This is a genomic window from Amycolatopsis minnesotensis, assembly GCF_039529815.1.
In the GTDB taxonomy this organism is placed as follows: Bacteria; Actinomycetota; Actinomycetes; order Mycobacteriales; family Pseudonocardiaceae; genus Amycolatopsis; species Amycolatopsis minnesotensis.
This window is the reverse complement of record NZ_BAAANN010000001.1, coordinates 75,453-94,844: the sequence shown is the minus strand read 5'-3', so window position 1 is coordinate 94,844 and position 19,392 is coordinate 75,453. Positions and strand designations below refer to the sequence as shown.

At 64.3% G+C, this 19,392-nt stretch carries 16 protein-coding genes and 1 pseudogene; 10 read left to right on the top strand and 7 right to left on the bottom strand.

Annotation, left to right across the window (positions count from 1 at the left end; translation table 11 throughout):
• Window positions 1-114 precede the first annotated feature (114 nt).
• A complete protein-coding gene (locus ABD256_RS00305; RefSeq protein ID WP_344412004.1) occupies window positions 115-1,068 on the bottom strand; it encodes an aldo/keto reductase in 954 nt (317 codons plus the stop codon).
• A 609-nt stretch (window positions 1,069-1,677) separates the two neighbouring features.
• A pseudogene (locus ABD256_RS00300) lies at window positions 1,678-1,779 on the bottom strand (IS5/IS1182 family transposase); the annotation flags it as partial.
• A gap of 64 nt (window positions 1,780-1,843) precedes the next feature.
• On the opposite strand from ABD256_RS00300, the gene ABD256_RS00295 reads away from it, so the two are divergent.
• From ABD256_RS00295 to ABD256_RS00280, 4 genes are all read left to right on the top strand, one after another.
• On the top strand, window positions 1,844-3,802 hold the full coding sequence (locus tag ABD256_RS00295; RefSeq protein ID WP_344412003.1) for a hypothetical protein: 1,959 nt from the start codon (window positions 1,844-1,846) through the stop codon (window positions 3,800-3,802).
• Window positions 3,803-3,804: 2 nt separating this feature from the next.
• Window positions 3,805-4,542, top strand: a complete 738-nt coding sequence (locus ABD256_RS00290; RefSeq protein ID WP_344412001.1) for a hypothetical protein — start codon at window positions 3,805-3,807, stop codon at window positions 4,540-4,542.
• A gap of 148 nt (window positions 4,543-4,690) precedes the next feature.
• Window positions 4,691-5,599 carry a YDG/SRA domain-containing protein gene (locus tag ABD256_RS00285; protein ID WP_344411999.1) on the top strand — a complete coding sequence of 303 codons (909 nt, stop codon included), beginning with the start codon at window positions 4,691-4,693 and terminating at the stop codon, window positions 5,597-5,599.
• Window positions 5,600-5,966: 367 nt separating this feature from the next.
• A complete protein-coding gene (locus ABD256_RS00280; protein ID WP_344411997.1) occupies window positions 5,967-6,842 on the top strand; it encodes a hypothetical protein in 876 nt (291 codons plus the stop codon).
• A gap of 110 nt (window positions 6,843-6,952) precedes the next feature.
• Here the strand turns inward: ABD256_RS00280 and ABD256_RS00275 are convergent, their stop codons facing one another.
• The 3 genes from ABD256_RS00275 to ABD256_RS00265 form a co-directional block, all read right to left on the bottom strand.
• Entirely contained in the window at window positions 6,953-7,855 is a 903-nt protein-coding gene (locus ABD256_RS00275; protein WP_344411995.1) for a hypothetical protein, read from the bottom strand.
• A gap of 106 nt (window positions 7,856-7,961) precedes the next feature.
• Window positions 7,962-8,330, bottom strand: a complete 369-nt coding sequence (locus tag ABD256_RS00270) for a nucleotide pyrophosphohydrolase (protein WP_344411993.1) — start codon at window positions 8,328-8,330, stop codon at window positions 7,962-7,964.
• Window positions 8,331-8,344: 14 nt separating this feature from the next.
• A complete protein-coding gene (locus ABD256_RS00265; RefSeq protein WP_344411991.1) occupies window positions 8,345-9,415 on the bottom strand; it encodes an MrcB family domain-containing protein in 1,071 nt (356 codons plus the stop codon).
• Between the two features lie 265 nt (window positions 9,416-9,680).
• On the opposite strand from ABD256_RS00265, the gene ABD256_RS00260 reads away from it, so the two are divergent.
• Together ABD256_RS00260 and ABD256_RS00255 are read left to right on the top strand one after the other, a co-directional pair.
• Window positions 9,681-11,792, top strand: coding sequence for an ATP-binding protein (locus ABD256_RS00260; protein ID WP_344411989.1), 2,112 nt, complete (start codon window positions 9,681-9,683; stop codon window positions 11,790-11,792).
• Window positions 11,793-11,824: 32 nt separating this feature from the next.
• Window positions 11,825-12,598 carry a hypothetical protein gene (locus ABD256_RS00255; RefSeq protein ID WP_344411987.1) on the top strand — a complete coding sequence of 258 codons (774 nt, stop codon included), beginning with the start codon at window positions 11,825-11,827 and terminating at the stop codon, window positions 12,596-12,598.
• A 98-nt stretch (window positions 12,599-12,696) separates the two neighbouring features.
• On the opposite strand, the gene ABD256_RS00250 is transcribed toward ABD256_RS00255, so the two are convergent.
• Window positions 12,697-13,653, bottom strand: a complete 957-nt coding sequence (locus ABD256_RS00250) for a hypothetical protein (protein ID WP_344411985.1) — start codon at window positions 13,651-13,653, stop codon at window positions 12,697-12,699.
• A 386-nt stretch (window positions 13,654-14,039) separates the two neighbouring features.
• Between ABD256_RS00250 and ABD256_RS00245 the strand changes: the two genes are divergently transcribed.
• A complete protein-coding gene (locus ABD256_RS00245; protein ID WP_344411983.1) occupies window positions 14,040-14,726 on the top strand; it encodes a hypothetical protein in 687 nt (228 codons plus the stop codon).
• A gap of 87 nt (window positions 14,727-14,813) precedes the next feature.
• On the opposite strand, the gene ABD256_RS00240 is transcribed toward ABD256_RS00245, so the two are convergent.
• Complete coding sequence (locus ABD256_RS00240) at window positions 14,814-15,020, bottom strand: hypothetical protein (protein ID WP_344411981.1); 207 nt, start codon at window positions 15,018-15,020, stop codon at window positions 14,814-14,816.
• Between the two features lie 241 nt (window positions 15,021-15,261).
• Here ABD256_RS00240 and ABD256_RS44610 point away from each other — a divergent pair, with 241 nt between their 5' ends.
• From ABD256_RS44610 to ABD256_RS00225, 3 genes are all read left to right on the top strand, one after another.
• Complete coding sequence (locus ABD256_RS44610) at window positions 15,262-16,647, top strand: phosphorothioated DNA-binding restriction endonuclease family protein (RefSeq protein WP_486303461.1); 1,386 nt, start codon at window positions 15,262-15,264, stop codon at window positions 16,645-16,647.
• A 473-nt stretch (window positions 16,648-17,120) separates the two neighbouring features.
• On the top strand, window positions 17,121-19,148 hold the full coding sequence (locus ABD256_RS00230; protein ID WP_344411977.1) for a hypothetical protein: 2,028 nt from the start codon (window positions 17,121-17,123) through the stop codon (window positions 19,146-19,148).
• Window positions 19,145-19,381, top strand: coding sequence for a hypothetical protein (locus ABD256_RS00225; protein WP_344411975.1), 237 nt, complete (start codon window positions 19,145-19,147; stop codon window positions 19,379-19,381). Before ABD256_RS00230 ends, ABD256_RS00225 begins: the two co-directional genes overlap by 4 nt.
• The last annotated feature ends 11 nt before the right edge of the window (window positions 19,382-19,392 follow it).

Here is a 19,392-nt window from a genome sequence, read left to right as displayed (position 1 = left end):
CACCACGAGCGCCTCATAAAGACGACTTTTCGTGTTCGTGACCGCTGTGCCTCTCGAATGCGTAGAACACTCTCGACCCGGCGTCGCCACCAAGCAAGCACCCGGTCGCCATGCTCAGTCGATCCGTAACTGGCCGATGGCGGACAAGACTGCCGGGCCGACTTCCCTCACCGACGCGTTGATCCAGTCATCGATCTGCTCCGGCCGGCGAGCACCAACGATCGCGGCGTCGACACATTTCTGGTGAAGGACCCAGGCAACAGCAAGCTCCGCAACTGAGCAACCCGCCTGTCCAGCCAAGGCAGCCATCTCGTCTACCCTGGTCAACTTCGCAGCGAGCTCCTCGCCGTCGAACCTCGGCGACCGTGCCCGCCAGTCGTCGGCCGCCAGCCTGCTCTTGTCGAAATGCCCGGAAAGCAGGCCAGAGGCCAGGGGCGAGAAAGCGAGGACCCTGGTGCCATTGGCCCGACAGGCTTCGAGGAGGGACTCATCCGCCGGGCGGAACAGGTTCAACCCGACCTGGACAGTGTCCACGTGCCGCACCGCGGAGCATGCGTGATATTGGCCCAGCGACACATTGCAGAGTCCGATCCACCGGACCTTGCCCGCATCGGCGAGGTTGGCAAGGGCCTCCCAAGACTCTTCCAGCGGTACTTCCGACTTCGGATCAGGACGGTGGATCTGATATCCGGCGATGTGGTCGACCCCGAGCCGCCGAAGGCTGGCAACGCACTCGGCTTCGATGCTTGCCGGTCGCAGGTCGGTTCGGACCTTTTCCGGAGCAGCTGGATCCCACACGCGGCCACATTTGGTGAAAACGGCAATAGGATCGCTTGCCGAACTTTTCCGGAGAGCCTGGCCCACGATCTCCTCGGAGTGCCCCAGACCGTATGCCGGTGCAGTGTCGACCCAGCCGATCCCGGCTTCCTGCGCGGCGTGAATGGTTGCGACGGACCTATCGTCGTCGACCGGGCCCCACCCGAACTCGTACGGTCCACCCATTGCCCAAGCCCCGAGACCGATCCGGGTCAACTGGCTGTCGATGTCCTTCGCGTCCACTTCGTTCACATGCACTCCTCAATTTTTCTGGGTCGAAAACAGTGTGCCGGACCAGCCCTCTTCCAGAGCAACAGGCTGCGGAGCGGTCATGCAGCGCGAGAATAGCGAAAGCGTCGCGTCGGCGCGCCAGGTGCTCCGTGCCTACGTAACACCGGTCAATCCGTCCAGTGGGGTGAGAACGGGACTTCTTGGCGGTCTTGGTGAATTCCGCGGCGGGTGGTAACAGTTCGGCCTTGTCGCCCGGTACCTGTCGACGGCCGCGCCGCAGGGGTCTGCGGCCGGGTCGATTCCGGCGAGCGTGATGTGCGTCGGCGCGACGAGCACCGCGTCGCAGAGGAGGTGCTCGGCAGGCAGTGACGATCGACACCGCGAGGTACCGATCGGCCCAGCTGCTCGCGCCGAGAGGAGCCGCGACTGTAGCATCCACCTTCGCACCTCTCCTTCGCAGGACTGCTTTCTTGAGTCGTAGCTCGCAGCAGGAACGTTTCACGCCGTTGCCCCGAGACCGCTGGGATGCGCAGTTGGCAGCGCCCGCCACATTCGCGGCGTCGGTCCAGACAGGCGCTACACCTTGGCCTTCGGTCCAGGCGGGCGCCGGGAAGATGAACGGCAGTTCTGCGTCCGCCAGTACGTCATGAACCGCAACACACGATCGGCCAGGTCAAGGCGCCACTGACGACCAGGGTGGCCATCGGCGATCTCGTCACCCCCATGTTTCGCCAAGATCCCCACGGACAGCTTCACCGCCCCCACCGACAGCACCTCGGTCACCGGCGACGGCAACGTGACCGTGCGTGGCGACGTCACCGGCGATGTTTCCATCGACCTGCAGAAATCGGGGGACACGATCCAGGTCTACGGCAGCGGATACCGGGACCTGATCGTCCGAGACGAGATCGACCCTGGCCACCTCCGCTGGCTAAAGGACCGCTTCGCCGAGCCGCACGACTTCACCGGAATCGTTAACTCGTTGCGTGACAACAAAGTCGTCTTCCTCTACGGCCGCCCGCACAGCGGACGGTGGACGGCCGGCGTCTTAGCACTCAAAGCCGTATCTAGCGCCGAAACACCGACAATCAACGTCATTGAGTTCGACGACGACACTCAGCTCGACTTGCGCCGCGTCGCACCGGAAGCCCACGTCCTACTCGACCTGACCAAGACCGACAGCGACGTGCTCGACAACGCCGAAAGCCAGCTCAAGAGCTTCCTGGGCACCATCGCAGCCGCGGAGGCGCATCTCGTCGTGCTCCTGCCCGAACCGCCACCGCCCGGACTGCAGTCGCTCTACCAGGGCCGGACCAAGCAGCTTATCGAACCGGCTGCCGGGGACGTGCTGCGCGCCCACCTGCAGAAGACCACGCTCCCCGCGAAGATCGCGTCCAACCCCCAGATCACCGACGCGCTCGCGTCGGCCCATCCCGCCGACGCAGCCTGGCTGGCCGACCTCATCGTGCGAGAACACCACCTCGCAGGAGAAGGCGCCGCCATCGACACCCTGGCGGAGAACGCGGTTCTGGCCTATGGCAACTGGACAACCGAGCTGATCACCGTCTTCGACAAGGAAGAGGACTGGAGCCGACGCAGCCTGATGCTCACCGTCGCCCTGCTCGGCGGCTGCTCGACCGAAACCCAGTACTGGGCGGAACGCGCGCTGCTCACCACCGCCGGCTACACACCTCCCACCGGGAAGCTGCTGGAAGGCCGTGGCTTTGCCGGTCGGCTGACCGAGCTCAAGGGCGTCCGCCTCACCGACGACCGGGCGCGGTTCGCCCGCCTTGACTACGACCGTGCGGTCCTGCGGCACGTCTGGCGCGGATATCACGAACTCCGCGACAGATTGGTGAAGTGGGTGACCGACCTCGGGCTTGGGCAGCAGCCCCGGCTGGACGATGATGCCAGGACCGGCATGGTGAGCCGCTTCTTCGATCTCTGCGCGTCGCAGGACGCCGCCAAGTTCATCACGAAGGTGGCTGACAAGTGGGCGGGCTCTGGCACGGCGGTGCCCGCCCGCATGGCTGCCGACCTAGTCACGGCCGGGGCGCTCGACGATCGCAGCGCTCCGGTGGTGCACCGTCAGCTCAACGAGTGGGCCCGAAAATCCGACCTCACCCCCGAACTCGTCAATCTTGTGCTGTCCGTGTGCCAATCAGACTTCGGTGGCAAGCACACGGACAAGGCGCTTACCCGGCTGGGCAACCTCGCCCTGCACAACGATCGGCAGGTCAACGACGAGGTCGTGGCGGCGGTGCTTGCCCTCGTTCGCGACAACGGCGCGTTCCCGCAGGTGCTGGCGAAGCTCGACGAGTGGCTGCGCAGCGGCAAGGAACGGCAGCGGGCCGTCGCGGTGCGGATCCTGCGCGACCTGCTCTCCGCCGACGCCGGCGAGTTTATCGGGGCTCACCGGCAGGCGCTGGTCCGGGTCTGGCGAGCGCTGCTGGCCGTGAAAGACCACGCGCTCGTTTATGAAGCGATCGGATTTTGGCTGGACCTGGCGACTGACTCGGACCAGCAAGTTTTCCTGCTGGGCGTGCTCGGCGAAGCCGCGGCGGAATTCGACGCCCCAGTCGAGCGGATCGGGATGGTGCGCATGGCTGCCGACCGCTGGCTCGGATTCATACCCCGCTACTGGGAAGACCATGACCGCACCGATCCGCGTCTTGCCGTGCACCAGGCGCTGGCGGAGCAACTGCACTCCAGGCATCCGTTCACTGCGCAGCCCCTCCGGAACGAGGACTCCTGAGCATGCACTGGCGCCGCCGCACGACGCCGGTCGGGCTCGCACAGGATGAACCCGACCGGCGCGCACCCTTCGCGGGCCCGATTCCCAGTGAACTGCCCGGCTTCGACTTCGAAGTGTGTTGCACGGTGGTCTGGAACGCGTCGCCTGCCTGGCAAGAAAAGGCTTGTGCGAAGGTCGCAGCCCAAGCCGCTAATCTGCTGAACGACTACTCGCCTATCCACGCAGGCCTCGCCGGAACCCGACTAGCAGCGGACCTGGCAGCAGGCAAAGCGCTGTCCGACGATCCCCCGGTTCGTGTGTGGGCGGAAGATGTCGTCGTGACTGTTGCTCCGGACCAACTCGAACTGGCTCAGCAACACGCGCAACACCTCCGACAGCGAGAAGTCGCCGCCGCCGGGCACGAGGTCGAACGCGCCGACCTCACTTACCTGAAGAACACCGTCTTCAAGAACACGGCGTCGGCGACACTCTGGTGGCTACGGAACCACAACCACGACATCACCGCGCTGAGCTCGGTCGTCGAACACCTAAATCGTACGGTAAAGATCGTGGCCGGCAACGATATCCTGTCTCCTTTGGAGGCCCTCATCGCCGCTTTCGACACGCTGATCCCAGATCTCGATCCAAGCACACGGTACGAAATTCATGATCAATTAGCGACGATTCTCGCCGTCTTGGGAAAGACTGAGGACGCGGACGCCTTGCGCTCCCAATTAAGGCAGCACCCTCCGGACGATTGAGGGGATGGCTGGGGTCTGTCCGGTCGTTGGCAGAGCGGTGCCGTTCCGCGAACAGTCCCCATCGACGAGGCCCAGCACCTGGCACCGCAGATTGCGCCATCGCTTGCTGGTCACGAGCTGACGGGGCGGACGACTACGCTGCCTAACTGTGAGCAATGTGCAGTATGGCGCCGTGGCCGGCGTCAATGTGGGGGACCAGTTCGCCAGGTACCGGGACATGCATGCCGTGGGGCTGCATCGGACGTTGCAGGCGGGCATCGCCGGGGGCAAGGAGGGGTCGGACTCCATCGTCGTCAACGGCGGTTACCCCGATGACCTGGATCTCGGCGACCAGATCATCTACACCGGACAAGGTGGCCGTGACGAGTCCACACGCCGGCAGGTCGCCGACCAGGAGTTGACCTTGGGAAACGCTGGTCTCGCCGTGGCCTACCGGGACAAGCACCCGGTCCGGGTCATCCGCGGAGCGTCCGGAGACCCGACGTACTCCCCGAAGACCGGCTACCGGTACGACGGATTGTTCGACATCGTCGACATGTGGCCGGAGGTGAACGGTGACCGCTTCCGTATCTGGCGGTTCCACCTGGTTCAGGCTACCGCTCCCGTGACACACGCTGGCCGAAAAGTGGCGGTGTCGAAAGCGAAGCGGCGCGGCACCTCGCGCAAGGCTGGCACGCGGAAAGCGTTGGTCCAGGTTCGCACCGGTCAGCCGGGGTTTCGGCAGGATCTCATTGACCGGTACGGGCTGGTCTGTGCGGTGACCGGCGACGGTCCCGCAGCGGCGTTGCAGGCCGCTCACCTGCGCGCCTTTTCCAAGTACAAGCGGCACGTTCCTACCGAGGGGCTGTTGCTACGGGCGGACATCCACGGCCTGTTCGACACCGCTCAAATGACCATCGATCCACGCGAACGAACAGTTCTCGTTCACCCAGACCTGATGCGGTTCCCCGACTACGCCCGCCTGGCCGGCCAGCAGCTCGCCATCAACGACAGTCTGCTGCCTGATCTTGAAGTGCTAGTTGAGCATCACGCCGAGGTCACTGCTGGATGGCCGTAGAAGAGCCAGGGCGCAGCGCCAGACGGCAGTAAACCAGCGCGTCACGCGAACGCCACAAGTCCACGTTGCTCCTCTTCGGCCGCACGGCCAGGCTCACTCGGGTGTTCTGTTGCGCCACGAAGTTGATCTGCCTGGGCGGTGAGCGTGGAGAATCTGCCATATCGGCCACAGTGTCTGACACACTTCAGCGGTGGGCCTCTTCTCGCGGAAGTCGCGCCAGCCGCGACGTCAACATTCAGACACCGTAGTCTTATGCGTATTCCGGGAGCTGACGGCCCCAGAGCCGCTGAGGAACTTCAACCCCGAGCACGCGTATGCCTACCGTTGGGCGCTCCCGGTGCCTCCGGCTGTCGGGCAGTGGGCCCTCGTGGACCGTCATGACGGCCCAGCAACCATCGTCGTGGGCGCCATCGGCGTGAACTCCTACGTCAAGAAGGTTGGCGTAGATTCTCTGGCCTCGATCACTCGTCTCGTTCCGCGCGCAGACGTCGAAAAAGCGCGAGCCTTGGCGGCACAGAAGCTCGCCGATGAACGGGCAGCCGAGACCACCTGGCTCGCGCACTGCCGCTGGGTCGCCGGAATCGATACCAGTGCACCGACAGCCCCGCTGCCCGCCGGGTTCGACAAACCCCAACTACCCCGAGAGACCGACGGCCCAGACAGCGCGCATCAACACGGGAGCAGTTGGTGGCGCGCGTACAAAAAGGCCGAAGAACTCCAGCATCCGACAGCAGAGAGTGAGCGCTTCAAAGATATCGCCCGCGCCTGGTATCGGATCCGCGACACCAGCGCCAAAGCGGAGCAACTGTCATCAGTCAGGTCCGTCGCCGACGGAGTCGACCTGGACCAAGCGATCCGCGACCTTGAGAACGGCAAAGACCTCGAGGACCAGCCCGGCAGCTTCCTGGGTAGACCGATGTGGGACTGGCTTCGCTACGTGGAGGAACTCGCTAAAGCAGGCGAGCCCGCGGACAACAAAGCCCTACCTCTCGTCTATGCCTTGATCGTCGTCGCCGAAAGGGAAGCCAAGACCAGCGGCCGCGAACCCGCACCCGCGTACACGTGGCGCGCCGCTATCCTGCATCGCAAGCGCAAAGAGTACCGCGAAGAAGTAGCCGTTCTCGAACGCTGGGAAGCAGCCTGCCCACCTGAACGTCGCGGGCCTGGGGAGATGCAGCCGAAGCTTGCCCAACGCCTCATCAAGGCTAGAGAACTGGCGAACAAGCACTCTGCATCTGCCTAGTGAGCACCCTGGATCTGATGCACAGTCCTGCGCTCCTGTTCAACCTGAGCCACAGCTACAACAGGATCAACTCGCCTGCAATTTCCGAAGATGTCTATTTCCTCTGCTCTCTATTGCGGCTCGTCGCCGGTCCGCAAAACGGGCAGCATGTTGGTGATAGTTCGCGCGTAGTGGCTGAGCAGATTGGTGAGCTGGTCGGCGTGGTTCCACAGGGAGTCGATGTCTTCGGCGGAGATGGGCTCGTCTTGGGGATCACCGTTATCCAGTGCACGCGCCCGCAGCAGTGCGATAACCGCATCGTCGACCGCACGGGCTGCCTCAACCGCGGCGGCAGTGCTGGATTCCGGTGTTCCGTGGCCGGTCAGCAGATCGGCCAGTTCGTCCGGGGCGGGAAGTTCCGGCACGCGCGCCTCGGTCCATAAGCCGCCCCACAGCCGACACCGACGCGCTTCCGGTCCTCCATTCTCCTTCACCACGACCTGCCCGTCGTCGTAGCTGATGCGTAGCCCGGCACGCGCGGCGTGGTCCTCGGCCTGTGCGGCCATGTCGTGGTCGGCCCGCCCAGACCCCAGCGGGACGGCCGCCATCACCGCCCCCAGCCGAGCCAGCACACGAGTGCTCTCGGGAATCTCGGGAAGGTCGTGCATATCCTCCTCGGACATCCAGAGGGTCGGGTCGGCTGCTGCCAAGCGAGTGGGAGACACCGGCTGGCCGCTCACCTCGGCAAGAACGGCGAGCGTCGCCACGTCGGCCCACCAGGCAGCGAATTCCCGGGCTGCTTCGCGCTGCTCCCGAGCGGCGTGCATGGCTAGGGTGTCCCGCAGACCTGCGAGCGCGTAGTGCGGAGCAGGCTTACACAGGGATACGCCATCGGCGGCGCGTTGCTCGAGCAGGGCCTCACGGGCGTCCGACAGCTCGTTCATCCGCGCGTCAGCAGCATCAGCCTGTGCGAGGACCTCCTCGGTGACCGCAGCGAGCTCCGCCAGGACTTCTTCTATAGCGTCTCGGTTCATGCGCTTCCCGCCTGTCTTCGACGAAACAGCCCTGTCTGTTCGATCCTGTCGGCTCACGGTGAACCTCCAACTCGAGTGACAGAGCACAATACAACCTCGATTACCGTCAGCAATCCCCATCCGTCGGCAGACGGTCGTATTTGTCGGCGGTGCCCCGGGCGAGGTGTACGGGGTAGCGTTGTTCGTTGAGCCGAATCTTCTCCTGCAGCACGGCTGCCAGGTCGATGTCGAGGACGTCGGCGAGACGGATGAGATAGGACAGCACATCGGCGATCTCGTGACGGACCTGTGTCGCGGTCTGCGGATCCTCCATGATGCGCTCAGCTTCCTCAGGCGTGAGCCACTGGAAAAGCGTGACGAGTTCACCGGCCTCGCCCGCGAGTGCCATCGCTAGATTCTTGGGTGTGTGGAACTGGCGCCACTCGCGCTGGTCCACAAACTCCGCCAGTGCCGCTCGCATGTCCTGAAGATCCAAGGGGTCGCTCCCCGTTAGGCCGCGCCGGCTGACGCGAGGCCGGCCGCGTGCGCTGTCGGCGAGCCGACCCAGTGATCGTTGTCCTGCCACACGCTAGCGATCTGCAGCTCCTCGAGCAGCTCGACGCACGCCTCACCGACCGGCTCGTTGAACAACGCGAGCATGCGCACACCATCGGGGTTCGGACACACGAACTTGCGATACATCAGCAGCTGACCGATAGCCTCACGCACAGCGTTGACGCCGTTGCCTTTCCGCACGATCTTGGCTTCGATCAGCCATTCGTCGTCGTCGCGGGTCGCCACGAGATCGCGGGGATGCACCCGGGTATTGGCGTCGAAACCGGTCGCGATCAGGTGCTCGCCGTACTCCTTGACCAAGGTTTCATGTTTGCGTGACTTGCGGATGGTCCGCCCGGTGATGGTCTGGATGTAGTCGTCGCTGTTTTTGGGTTTGAACTCCGCCTGCGATTCCAGCGTCGGCTGCGGGCCCGGTGAGACGATCACCGCGGGGTTGCTCACCGCAAGGCCGTCCCGCACCTCGATCGCGACCTGGTAGAGCTGGATGAACCGGTGCAAGTCGGCTCGCAACTCCTGCTCGGAGAGCATGCTGGCGATCGTGTAAGTGCGGGCCACGAGGTTGCCGGCCTCGTAATCGCCCGGCAGCTGGCTGGTGTTGTGGAGATCGATCGTCTCCGCCAGCCCCGTGATCAACGAGCGCTCGAGACGCTCGCGGATCGCGGCGGACTGGTCCGCAAGACGGCCACGTGCCTTACTCCCCCACTGCTTTCGTGCGTCGGTGACGCCCTGGTTGAGGCTCAGCGAGACCGTCGACATGTCCGCGGCGAACAGGTACACCACGTACAGACCACGAGTTGCGGTCTCGGTTTCGTCCGGGTCGAACACCGCGATCCACGGAACGTAGGCGCCCTGGCCCATACCTCCCCGGCCCACGATCGTGTAGCCACGTGCCAGTGGCGCCAACTCGGTGCCAGCCGAGCGCAGCAGCACCTGTGCCGCACTGTCCATGCTGTCGTTGCGGTCATAGTTATCCGCAACCTGCGTGATCAACGTCCCGAGATCCATGACATCCTCCCCAAGATTCGCCCTGCACCGTATCGCGGGACACCGACATGATCGAACAACCTCCGAGTTCATCCAGATGTCCCGGTGGGACATCTGGATGACCACTGCGTCCGCTGCTGCGCGGCGACACCGTCTGGCCGCCCCGCCCTCCACACGGCCACGACCCGGTCAGCCTGCCCACCTGCCCCCTGCCATTGCCGCCCCTCCCGCTGGGGTCTGGCGAGCGGTGAAGGACCGCGGGACGCGATCGGGCACACTGGCCGTCATGGTGGGGACCTCAGAGGGGCACAACCTGATCAACGGTGATGTGGCCGGCAACGCCGTCCAAGCGAGAGGTATCGGTACGGTCGTCCTCGAGCATCCGGCTCGCCCGTCGACAGTGCCGCGGCAACTGCCGGCAGCGTCCCCGCTGTTCACCGGGCGCGAAGCGGAACTGGCTCAGCTGACCTCGGCGCTGGAGGACAAGCTGGGCCAGGGGTCCACGGTGGTGATCTCGGCGCTTGCTGGCGCTGGCGGGATCGGGAAGACCTGGTTGGCGCTGCACTGGGCCGATCAGAACGCGGAGCGTTTCCCGGACGGACAGCTGTTTGTCGACTTGCGCGGCTTCGATCCCAGCGACGAGCCCATGCCAGCCCACGAAGCGGTCCGCGGTTTCCTCGACGCCCTCGGCGTCGCCCCGGACAATATCCCCTCGGAGCGATCAGCGCAGGTCGGGCTCTACCGCAGCCTGGTCGCCACGCGGCAGATGCTCATCGTGCTCGACAACGCCCGCGACAGCGACCACATCACACCCCTTCTCCCGGGCGGTTCCCAGTGCACGGTGCTGGTGACCAGCAGGGACCGCATGGCCGGCCTGATCAGCCAGCACAGCGCGCTCCCGGTCACCGTGGAGGCACTCGACGAGCAGCAATCCCACGCACTGCTCGCCCGCCGGCTCGACGATGCTCGGCTGGCAGCAGAACCTGCCGCGGTGGCCGAGCTGGTGCGCAGCTGCGCCGGGCTACCACTGGCGCTAAGCATCGTCGCCGGCCGAGCAATCCTCGACCCGCACGTTCCACTGGCAGATCTGGCCGCGGAACTGCGCGACACCGCCACCCGCCTGCAAGCGCTCGATGACGGAACCCCGACCACCAGCCTGGAAACGGTGCTGTCCTGGTCGTACCGCGCCCTCACCGCCGAACAGGCCACCGTGTTCACCCTGCTCGGCGCGGCACCCGGCCCCGACATCAGCTTGCTCGCCGCCGCCAACCTCGCCGGCACACCGGGACCTCAGACCCGCATGATCCTGCGGTCGCTCGAACGCGTGTCGCTCATCCAGCAACACGCGCCCCAGCGTTATCGGATGCACGACCTGGTCCGGCTCTACGCCGCCCGCCAGACCGAGCCCACCGCCGAAGCTCAGGGTCTGCGCCGCCTGGTGACCTTCGCCTGCCACACCGCGCACGCCGCCGACCTGTGCATCGCACCCAGCCACACCCCCATCGAGCTTGACGAACTGGTCCCCGGCTGTGCGCCTCGCCCACTCGCCGACCGTGACGACGCGTGGGCTTGGCTCACCACCGAGCGCGTCAATCTGATGGCCACCCTGCAACTGGCGGCGAAGAAAGGCTGGGACTCGGCGGTATGGCAACTCGCCTGGGCCCTGACCACCGTCCAGCTCCGCCAAGGACACCTCCAGGACAACCAGGCAGCCTGGAAGACAGGACTCGCCGCGTCCGCGCACCTGCCCGACGTTCGTCTGCGCACCCGTGCCTATCGCCATTGCGGCCGCGCCGCCGCGCTGCTCGGCCAGCACGATGACGCACTACGCTACCTGCAAGACGGTATCTCCTGGGCACACGCGCACAGCGACCAGCTGGGTGAGGCCCACACTCATCGTGCGCTGGCCGTGGCCTGGGACCAACGCGGCGAACCTCAACAAGCCCTGAAGCACGCCGAACGCGCGTTTCGCCTCTACGAGCAGCTGGGTTCACCGGTCAGCAGCGCACACGCCCTCAACGAAATCGGCTGGTACACAGCCAAACTCGGTAATCTCGACCACGCACACCGCCACTGCACTCGCGCCCTCGAACAATGCCGAAGCCGACAGGACCGCAGCGGCGAAGCCACCACACTGCTCAGCCTCGGCTACATCGCCCACCAGACCGGCGACACCGACCACGCGATCAACACCTACCGGCACTCCCTGTCCCTCTACCGGGAACTCGGCGATGCGGCGTCCGAAGCCACCACACTCGACTTCCTCGGGGATGCGTTCGAGAATCGGGACACGGTAGCGGCGCGCGAGGCATGGGAACAAGCCCTCGAGCTGTTTCAGTCGCAACACCGCACCGAAGACGCGGGCCGCGTCCGTCAGAAGATCAGCACAGTCAGCTAACCGAGTTTGTCCAGGAGCGTGCAGCGTTGTCCATGTCCGAGAGCCCGGCGTCTGCCCTTGACTGCAGCGGAGATCCACGCAACTGCGAGATATTGCTTCAGCGTGCCGAGCATCATGTCGACCGCTGCCAGGAGGAAGGCATCATCGGTCCAGATGCTGTGGTGCAGGCAACGGCAGTAGGGCTGGTGATCGAAGTCTGGCGCAACGGCCCCGTGGAGAACATGCATGCCAGCCGACGCGGGCCCAGTGACGCGGCGATGTTTGCCGAGTCGACTGCACTCCACCAAGAAGCCGTCAAGGCACTTACTGCCCGAAAACGCGGCTACGGCCTCCTCGACTTTGAACGGCACCTCCTGGACCGTGAGCGGCCATGGGCCGGCGCCGGCGGCCGGACGTTAACCGACCTCGGATATGGCTTCCTCGGCGACTACAAACAACACGTCAAAGCACGAGCAAACGCTCTCCTAGACCTGAATAGACACACCTGCGTTCACGACCCCCTGGAGGTATACCTCATACCAAAAGCGATCATGTACGGGCGACGCCATATGGGGATGCCCGGTTGGCCAACTATTGTCGAGCGGATCCGGATCCTGCTGTCGCATCCCGAGCACCGTGCTTGGGGAGAAGCTGGCCGTGGCGCGCAAGCGGTTGCCGAGATGCCATCAGGGCAGTCGATTGACGAACTAGCCTCAACGCTGCTTACGCAGCCAGACACCTTGCCCGTCGAAGTGCTGGAGTGGCTTAGTGACCATCTTCTTTACTGCGCGGCCCCGCCCTACACCTGGTGTGACACGGCAGACTGACGCTGACGTCCAGCAAATGCCCCGACAGCATTGCAACGACGCTAACAAAACGCCGCCTGCACTTCGGCAGGCCAGCGTGCCGGGAGAACAGTAAGTGTTCACGCGTAACGTCGGCGTTCCTTCCACGCCAGGTAGCTATCCACATCGTCACGCAGGGCGTGGTGAAACTCAGCTCGCAGCTGCCCCAAGTCGCTCAGCGGACCTGCACTAGCCGTTGCGAGAAAAGCTCCCAGCGGATGGGTGAGCAGGCACCCATGCCAGGCGCTGTACACCGCCACCGCATCGATCCGGAAGGTGTCGTGGCGGTCCAGGAGCACGTAGCCGAGCAGCTGCCGCAGCCAGGTCGCCACGTCGTCCGCGGTGGGCTCGACGGCTAGCTTGACATCGATCAACGTCCGGCCAATCACCAGATCGGCCACACCGAAACTAGTAGCCCACTCGGGTGCGACCACGACCTTCTCCCCCAAGGTCAACAACGCCCGGCGGCCACGAGCCAGATACAGCTCCCAGCAGTGGCCCATCATGTCGAGCAGCTCGCGGCTTCTGCCCATGCTGTCCTCATCCATGGCCAAGCTCAGGAACAGTGACCGGCGACGGTCGACCGTGCGGGAGTTACCCCAGCGATGCATCGGCTGCCGAAACGATGCCAGATCCAGACACGCGGCAAAGATCCCTCGCTGAGCGTCATCCACCGCGACACGGTGATGTGTGCGCTCCCAGTGCAGCAGCACCGGGTCAGTAGTCCCCTGGCCGGCAAGCGCCCGGCTCGGGCGATGGTCAAAGCCGGCCGCGGCAAGCGTCGCAGTGCACCGGTCGGTGGGGAGATACGACAGCTCCTGCATACGGGGCGGGGTATTCGCCAGGTCGAGCCCGATGCACAGTTCGAAGGCCCACCCGACGCTGTCACGCCCGACCACGGGGGCCGTCGCGTCGACGGCGTTCGAGGTCACCTCGTGGACCCATGCTTCGACCACGGAGTCGCGATTCGGTAGCTGGTCATCGAGGAACCGTGACAGTGGAGTCCCTGCGTACAAGGCCTGCTCCTGGATGCCCACGCCGCCTCCGATCACTCAAGCCGACCTCGTCAACGGAACCGACCATGCTGCACACGTCGTGCAACCGCAAGCCATCAGTAGAATGACGCTACCGTCGGTAACATTCATGCCTCCTTGCTCGTGCGCATACCACCATCCCGTGTTATCGGCGAATGCTGCGGCGAGTCGAGGCCGGAGACCAGGGGCTTGGACGCGACAAGATGGTGCTCGAGTACGGCGCATGAGCCTGCATCAGACGCCCTCGTATGCAGTTCGTCCACGGCCATCTCGTCACCCTCTCCGGCCGCCAGGCAACCTCGGGCCCATGGGCACTCCGCAGCGGCGGAAGCGACAATGCCGGAGCGCGGCTCACGTGACGAGATCCGGAACGTGGGTATGGTGAGCTTATGCGGCCGGAGGTCATCGGGATGATTGCCAGCAACACGACGGCGGCGACCGCTCTGCTATTCAGCCTCGCCACCCAACGCCGCGAGAACCGGCGGGACCGCGAACGGCTCGCCGACAAGCGCAAACAGCAAGCATCGCGTGTGTTTGCCTCGATATCCACCAGGCCATCTGGAGTACACGACAACTACCTCCAGCAGGACTGGGTGGTGATCAACCACAGCAATCAGCCGATCTACGACGTTACAGCTTCAACATCAGAAGCAAACAAGGCTACGTCTCTGAATAGCACCGCGGCTTGGGATAAAATCGCTCCAGGCACCATCGCTCGCCACAGCATCGGACACGCCCGCTCTGGCGAAAACTTACACGTCCCCGCCCCCGCCATCGATTTTCTGGATTGCACCGGTCGACGCTGGAAACGACATCCCAATGGAATGCTCCAACAAGCCACCGTAACCTATCAGGCAGATGACGCAGGCTGGGGCCCACTCGAAGAGCCACTTACCGACCTCAATCATCCCGACTGGGTCCGAGATTCAGTCGGACGCTGGAGCACTCAACCCCGCGACCCGCGAGGCTATTGGAGGCCATTACCAAATCGCGCCAAAGTCATTGGGACGACACTCGCAACGCTACTCGTCATACTTGCTGTCACCATCGCCCTAATCATCATGAACCTGAGCTAGGTAGCTGGCTAGGCCAGCGCTTTACATTATAGGCGCAGTTGTGAGGTGATGCCAGATTGCGAGTCTGGCACTGTCAAATCGTTACCATTAATATCCACACACGGCAAACAGCCAGCGCAGTGAAAGTAGTTGCCGGCTGGCGCACTCGAAGATCGACTCCCTGCCGTTTTCTTCAACCAGCCAGCCATCGATGTAGCCGAACTGACGCCCACTTTCCATCCCGAGCCAGCCGGAAACGTCGGTGCCCGCTGATGCTGGCAGGCCGTCGACGTCATCATGGATCTCCACGTCCACCCACAGTTCGGTGCGCGACCAGGCTGCCCTATCAAGTCGTGACACGAGACTGGTCGCCAACACCGCCGGCTGGCGCAAGAGCCAACCAAGGTGCGCATCTTGGTCAGCGCTCGAACGCCTCGGCCTCGATCAGGTGCAGTTCTCGGTGGTCGCTTCTGGTGAGGACAGTGTCATCGCTTGCCTGTTCAAGAGATCCAGCGCCCGTCGGTAGAGTGAGCGCTGTGATCACAGAGGAGGTTCGGTGCCTGCTGCCGAGGATGTCAACGGGTGGGTCGGGCGGTTGCGAACGCATGGCCCCAAGGACCAGCCAACACGCCACCAGGCAATTCTTCTACTCTGGGCGCTCGGTCGAGCTCGCCGCCAAGATCAGCGAATGGTCCGCTGGTCATTAGTTCGGGAAGAGCTCGCAGCGCTGCTGAGCGCCTACGGTAATCCTGGCAACCAAGCCACGCCGGAGTACCCGTTCCTTGCGCTATACCGTTCGGGGTGGTGGGAACTCGAGGGCACTGCAGAGGAGCCGCCGCCCGCGCACGGTTCCAGGGCATCGCAGTGGCTCGCTGAGCACAACCCCCTGGGAGGGCTACCTCGGGATCGGTACGAGCTTCTTGCTGGTGATGCAGAAGCACGCGGAGCAGTGACCGGTCTACTGCTGCAGCGATTCTTCCCAGCTGCCACCGCGGGTGACTTGGCAGCCGATCTCCTCCGACGGGTAGGCCTGTGCCAAACGCGCGAACCGACTGGCGAGGGATGGGACCTTGCTCCCGGGGACGTGCTCCGACGTCGAACCTTGCATGAACGCTTCGGCGGCCAGCAACAGGGCGGGATCGCGACGCCAAGCCGGAGTAAGCGAGTTCTCCTCTTCGAGTATCCGGAGGGCGCCGCTTACGGCTACAACTACGACGGATGGCAGCCGGGCGGTAGCTACCACTACACCGGGCAGGGCACCGAGGGCGATCAGACTTTCACGGCTCTGAACAGCGCAGTTCTGGACAGTGGGCGCGAACTGCACTTGTTCAAAGAGACTGCGGACACCGTGTTGACATACCTCGGGCAATTCACCCCTGATCTGACAGAGCCATACCGCCGCGAAGATGCTCCAGATCGCAATGAAGAGATGCGGAGCGTCCTGGTCTTTCACTTACGCCCCGTGGGCGACGTGACCGAACCGGTTGCGTCGACTCCGGTCGCTGGCGCGACTGGCGCTCGGGAGATCCCCGTCGAGGCCAGCAATGTTGACTCGTTCGCCTCAAACCCTGCGGCAGGACCAACCCGCGCGGAACGGCGGGAAGCTGCACTCATTGGTCGCTACGTCACTTGGCTCGCAGAGCAGGGACAACTCACCGTCCGGCACCTGATTCCGCTTCCGGGGCGATCAAGCTCGAACTACACCGACATCTTCAACAAGCACACCCGCGAGCTGATAGAAGCAAAAGGCACTGCGGCACGTAGCTACGTGCGTATGGCGCTAGGCCAGGTACTGGATTACGCCCGCTACGTCGAGCACGACCGCAAAGCCGTCCTCCTCCCCACACAACCGGCTGACGACCTCGTCAGTCTGCTGACCAGTCACGGCATCGCTTGCATCTACGAAACTAGCGCCGGCGTCTTCGCCAGGACCGATCCATAGCTCCGCCGCTGCCTGCTGTTCACCGAGCACTATCTCGGCGAACCTACGTCATTCATCAGGTCGACGGGAAGATTCCCGTTACATCGTCAGCGATGACGAGCCTCTCCCCAGAACGGGCTTTGCAGCTAGCCGAGCCAGCGGTCTTCTCGTGGCAGGAGAGCCTCGATCTTGATGCGGGCTTCGCCGCGCCTTTGGCGTCATCGCCGCCCCACACAACGCGTCGTAGTGGCGGAGCCCGTCGGACCGGAGGACTAAAACTGTTGTCGTGGCCGGCCCGCGCAGGGGACCGGCCGGAGTGTAGCATCGCCAGCGGCGGGCGCGGACCGCCACCGTGGACGATCACCTACGACCGGCAGTAGGCGAGGTAAGTCTCCTAGGGTTGTGCCCACCGCGCGAACGAAACACGTTATTAGTGTGATCGTTGTATGTGACGTCCTTGTCCGCCAGGCCGGAGGCAGAACAGGGAGTCCTTCGTGCCCAGTGGGTTTCTTCTGGATCAGATCACTCAGCTCGTCAGCGACCTCACCACACAACGGCGGCGCACAGCCAGCACATTCGCACAGCGGTTGATCGGTCAGTTGACCGAGTCGGACAAGCAGGCTCTTGCGGAGGCGCTGGCCGATCCGTTTCCCGCGGTCGAGCGGGTTGAGCACGCACCAGCGGTGCCGCATGCGGTGCGTCAACGTCTTCTGCCGGCTGCGGTGCACCGAGCTCAGCAGGAGCTGGAATCCGCCGTGTTCCACGCGTTACTGGAGGGTATGGGGCTGCTCGAAACTCATCCGGTCGCCCGTGATTACCGATTGGGGCATCTCGTTGATGACGTGCGACCGCATCCGGACGAATTGCGGCTGCGGCTGCATCCGGTCGTACTCGGCCCGCTGCTGGCAGGCCTGTTGCCGATCGTCTCTCCCGACGACCCGGCCGACCTCAGCGGCACCGCTGGTACCCGGGTGCGCTGGGACGACCAGGGGTATGTCGAGCTGTGGTTGGTGGACTCCAGCCCGCGGGCTCGCGTGGTGTTCACGGGGATCTCGGTGAACGCGTGGAAGGCGGCCCAGGCTTACCTCGATGCTGGGCAATCACCGGCACTGATGCTGGCAGACGCTCACCCCAGCGGCTTGGCTCCAGCGGAGGCCGAAGCGCTGGCGCGTCGGCCGCGGGTGTTCGGGCCGAGTTCGTTGGCCAGCGGGCTGTTGCGCCGCATCGGTGTCTTCCGCGACGCGTGGTGGGTCAAGTCCAGCGTGCGCGGCACGGAATCACTGGTGGTCGAGTGGCCAGATGCCCCATCGAGGCTGAACGTGCTGAAGAAGCTGAGTCACAGGGCAGTCCAACTCACCCCAGGCCGGTTTCGCCCGTACCCAGATCACAGCGGACACAACATCGAGCTCTACGACCTCGATGATTCCGTGCCGGTGCCCAACGATCCTGGCAGCAAGCTGTTGCTCCGAGAGATCTCGATTACGCGGGAGAGTTACCTGCGCTCTCGCGCGAGCTACACGCCTGTGCCCGATTACTGGCAGGTATGGCAGAAGACCTACCGAGCGGACGACCGGGGAGTTCAGCTCGACCTGGCTGTGCTGTGGAATCGCTACACCGGCGAAGACCTGCAGCCTGACTCGGATTACGTAGGCAAGCTCCGCAAAGCAGTCACCTCGACGCCGCACGCTAAGGTCATAGCGGAAGCACATTCCACGGCCCAACGGATCTTGGAAACCTCGCTGCTGCTGATGATCCGGGAATCCCAGTCACCTCTCCGCGGTGAGCCCTATCGTGGGAACCAGGTGTTTCGCACAGTCAGCCCACGGCGAGACAAACTGATCATCACGTTGCATGAGAAGGCGATGCAGTGGTTCTTCCACGCGATGATCACACCCGTCCAGCCTCACGGAGGCAAGGACGGCGTCCCTGGGCTGCGCATCGTGCCGCACGAGAATACGCTCGATCTTCGAATCCTTGATCACACCGGAGCGCGCACCGACGCGCTGGTGGTGATCAAAAACGCAGGTGCCAAGTGGTGGGGCAAGACCTGGCCCAAAATTCGCGGCGGCGTGCACTACGACAGCGGCTGCGTCGATCCGCTACTCACCACGAGCCCGCAGCTCAGCCAAGGAGAGCGCGCAGGGATAGAGTTCCACCGGCACAGCTGCGGCCCGGTGGCGCTTGGCAGCGCATTCTTACGGCGGTTCGGCCTGATCAACTGCGCGTACGCGGTCGACGTCTGGACTGGCGGCGAAGGCCGCGACCTGCATATCGAAATTGACCAAGGGCCATCGATCCCCACCCTCGTCGAAGCTCTAGAGGATCCGGTCTTCGGCCTCGTTGATGGATCTGTCTCCATCGTGAACCCACCACAACGCCACACCCGCGTCCAGGACACCCACACCACTCCGGACCGGTACATCGGGCGAGAGAACCCGCCTCGACAACCACCCGGGCTCATTCTGCGCACGCTAGAGCCCAGCCCCAGGCCGCCAGCGATGCCCGGGTCGGTGACTTCATGAGCGTGCCACGCCGACCACATCCCTTGGTCGCGATCACTGCCAAAGTGCTGGACTGCGATCAGCGGACCCGGCGAGCCAGCCGGCTCATGCTGACTGCCGCAGGATGCGTCACCTTGGTACTGATCGGCGTAGGAATTCTTCTCGCCATGCTGCCTGTACCGACCTACGTCACCGCAGGCGCATTCACCGCAGCCACCGGCCTCTCGGCGCTCCTCTTGCGCCGCCGCCGCTGAACTGGGAGTCC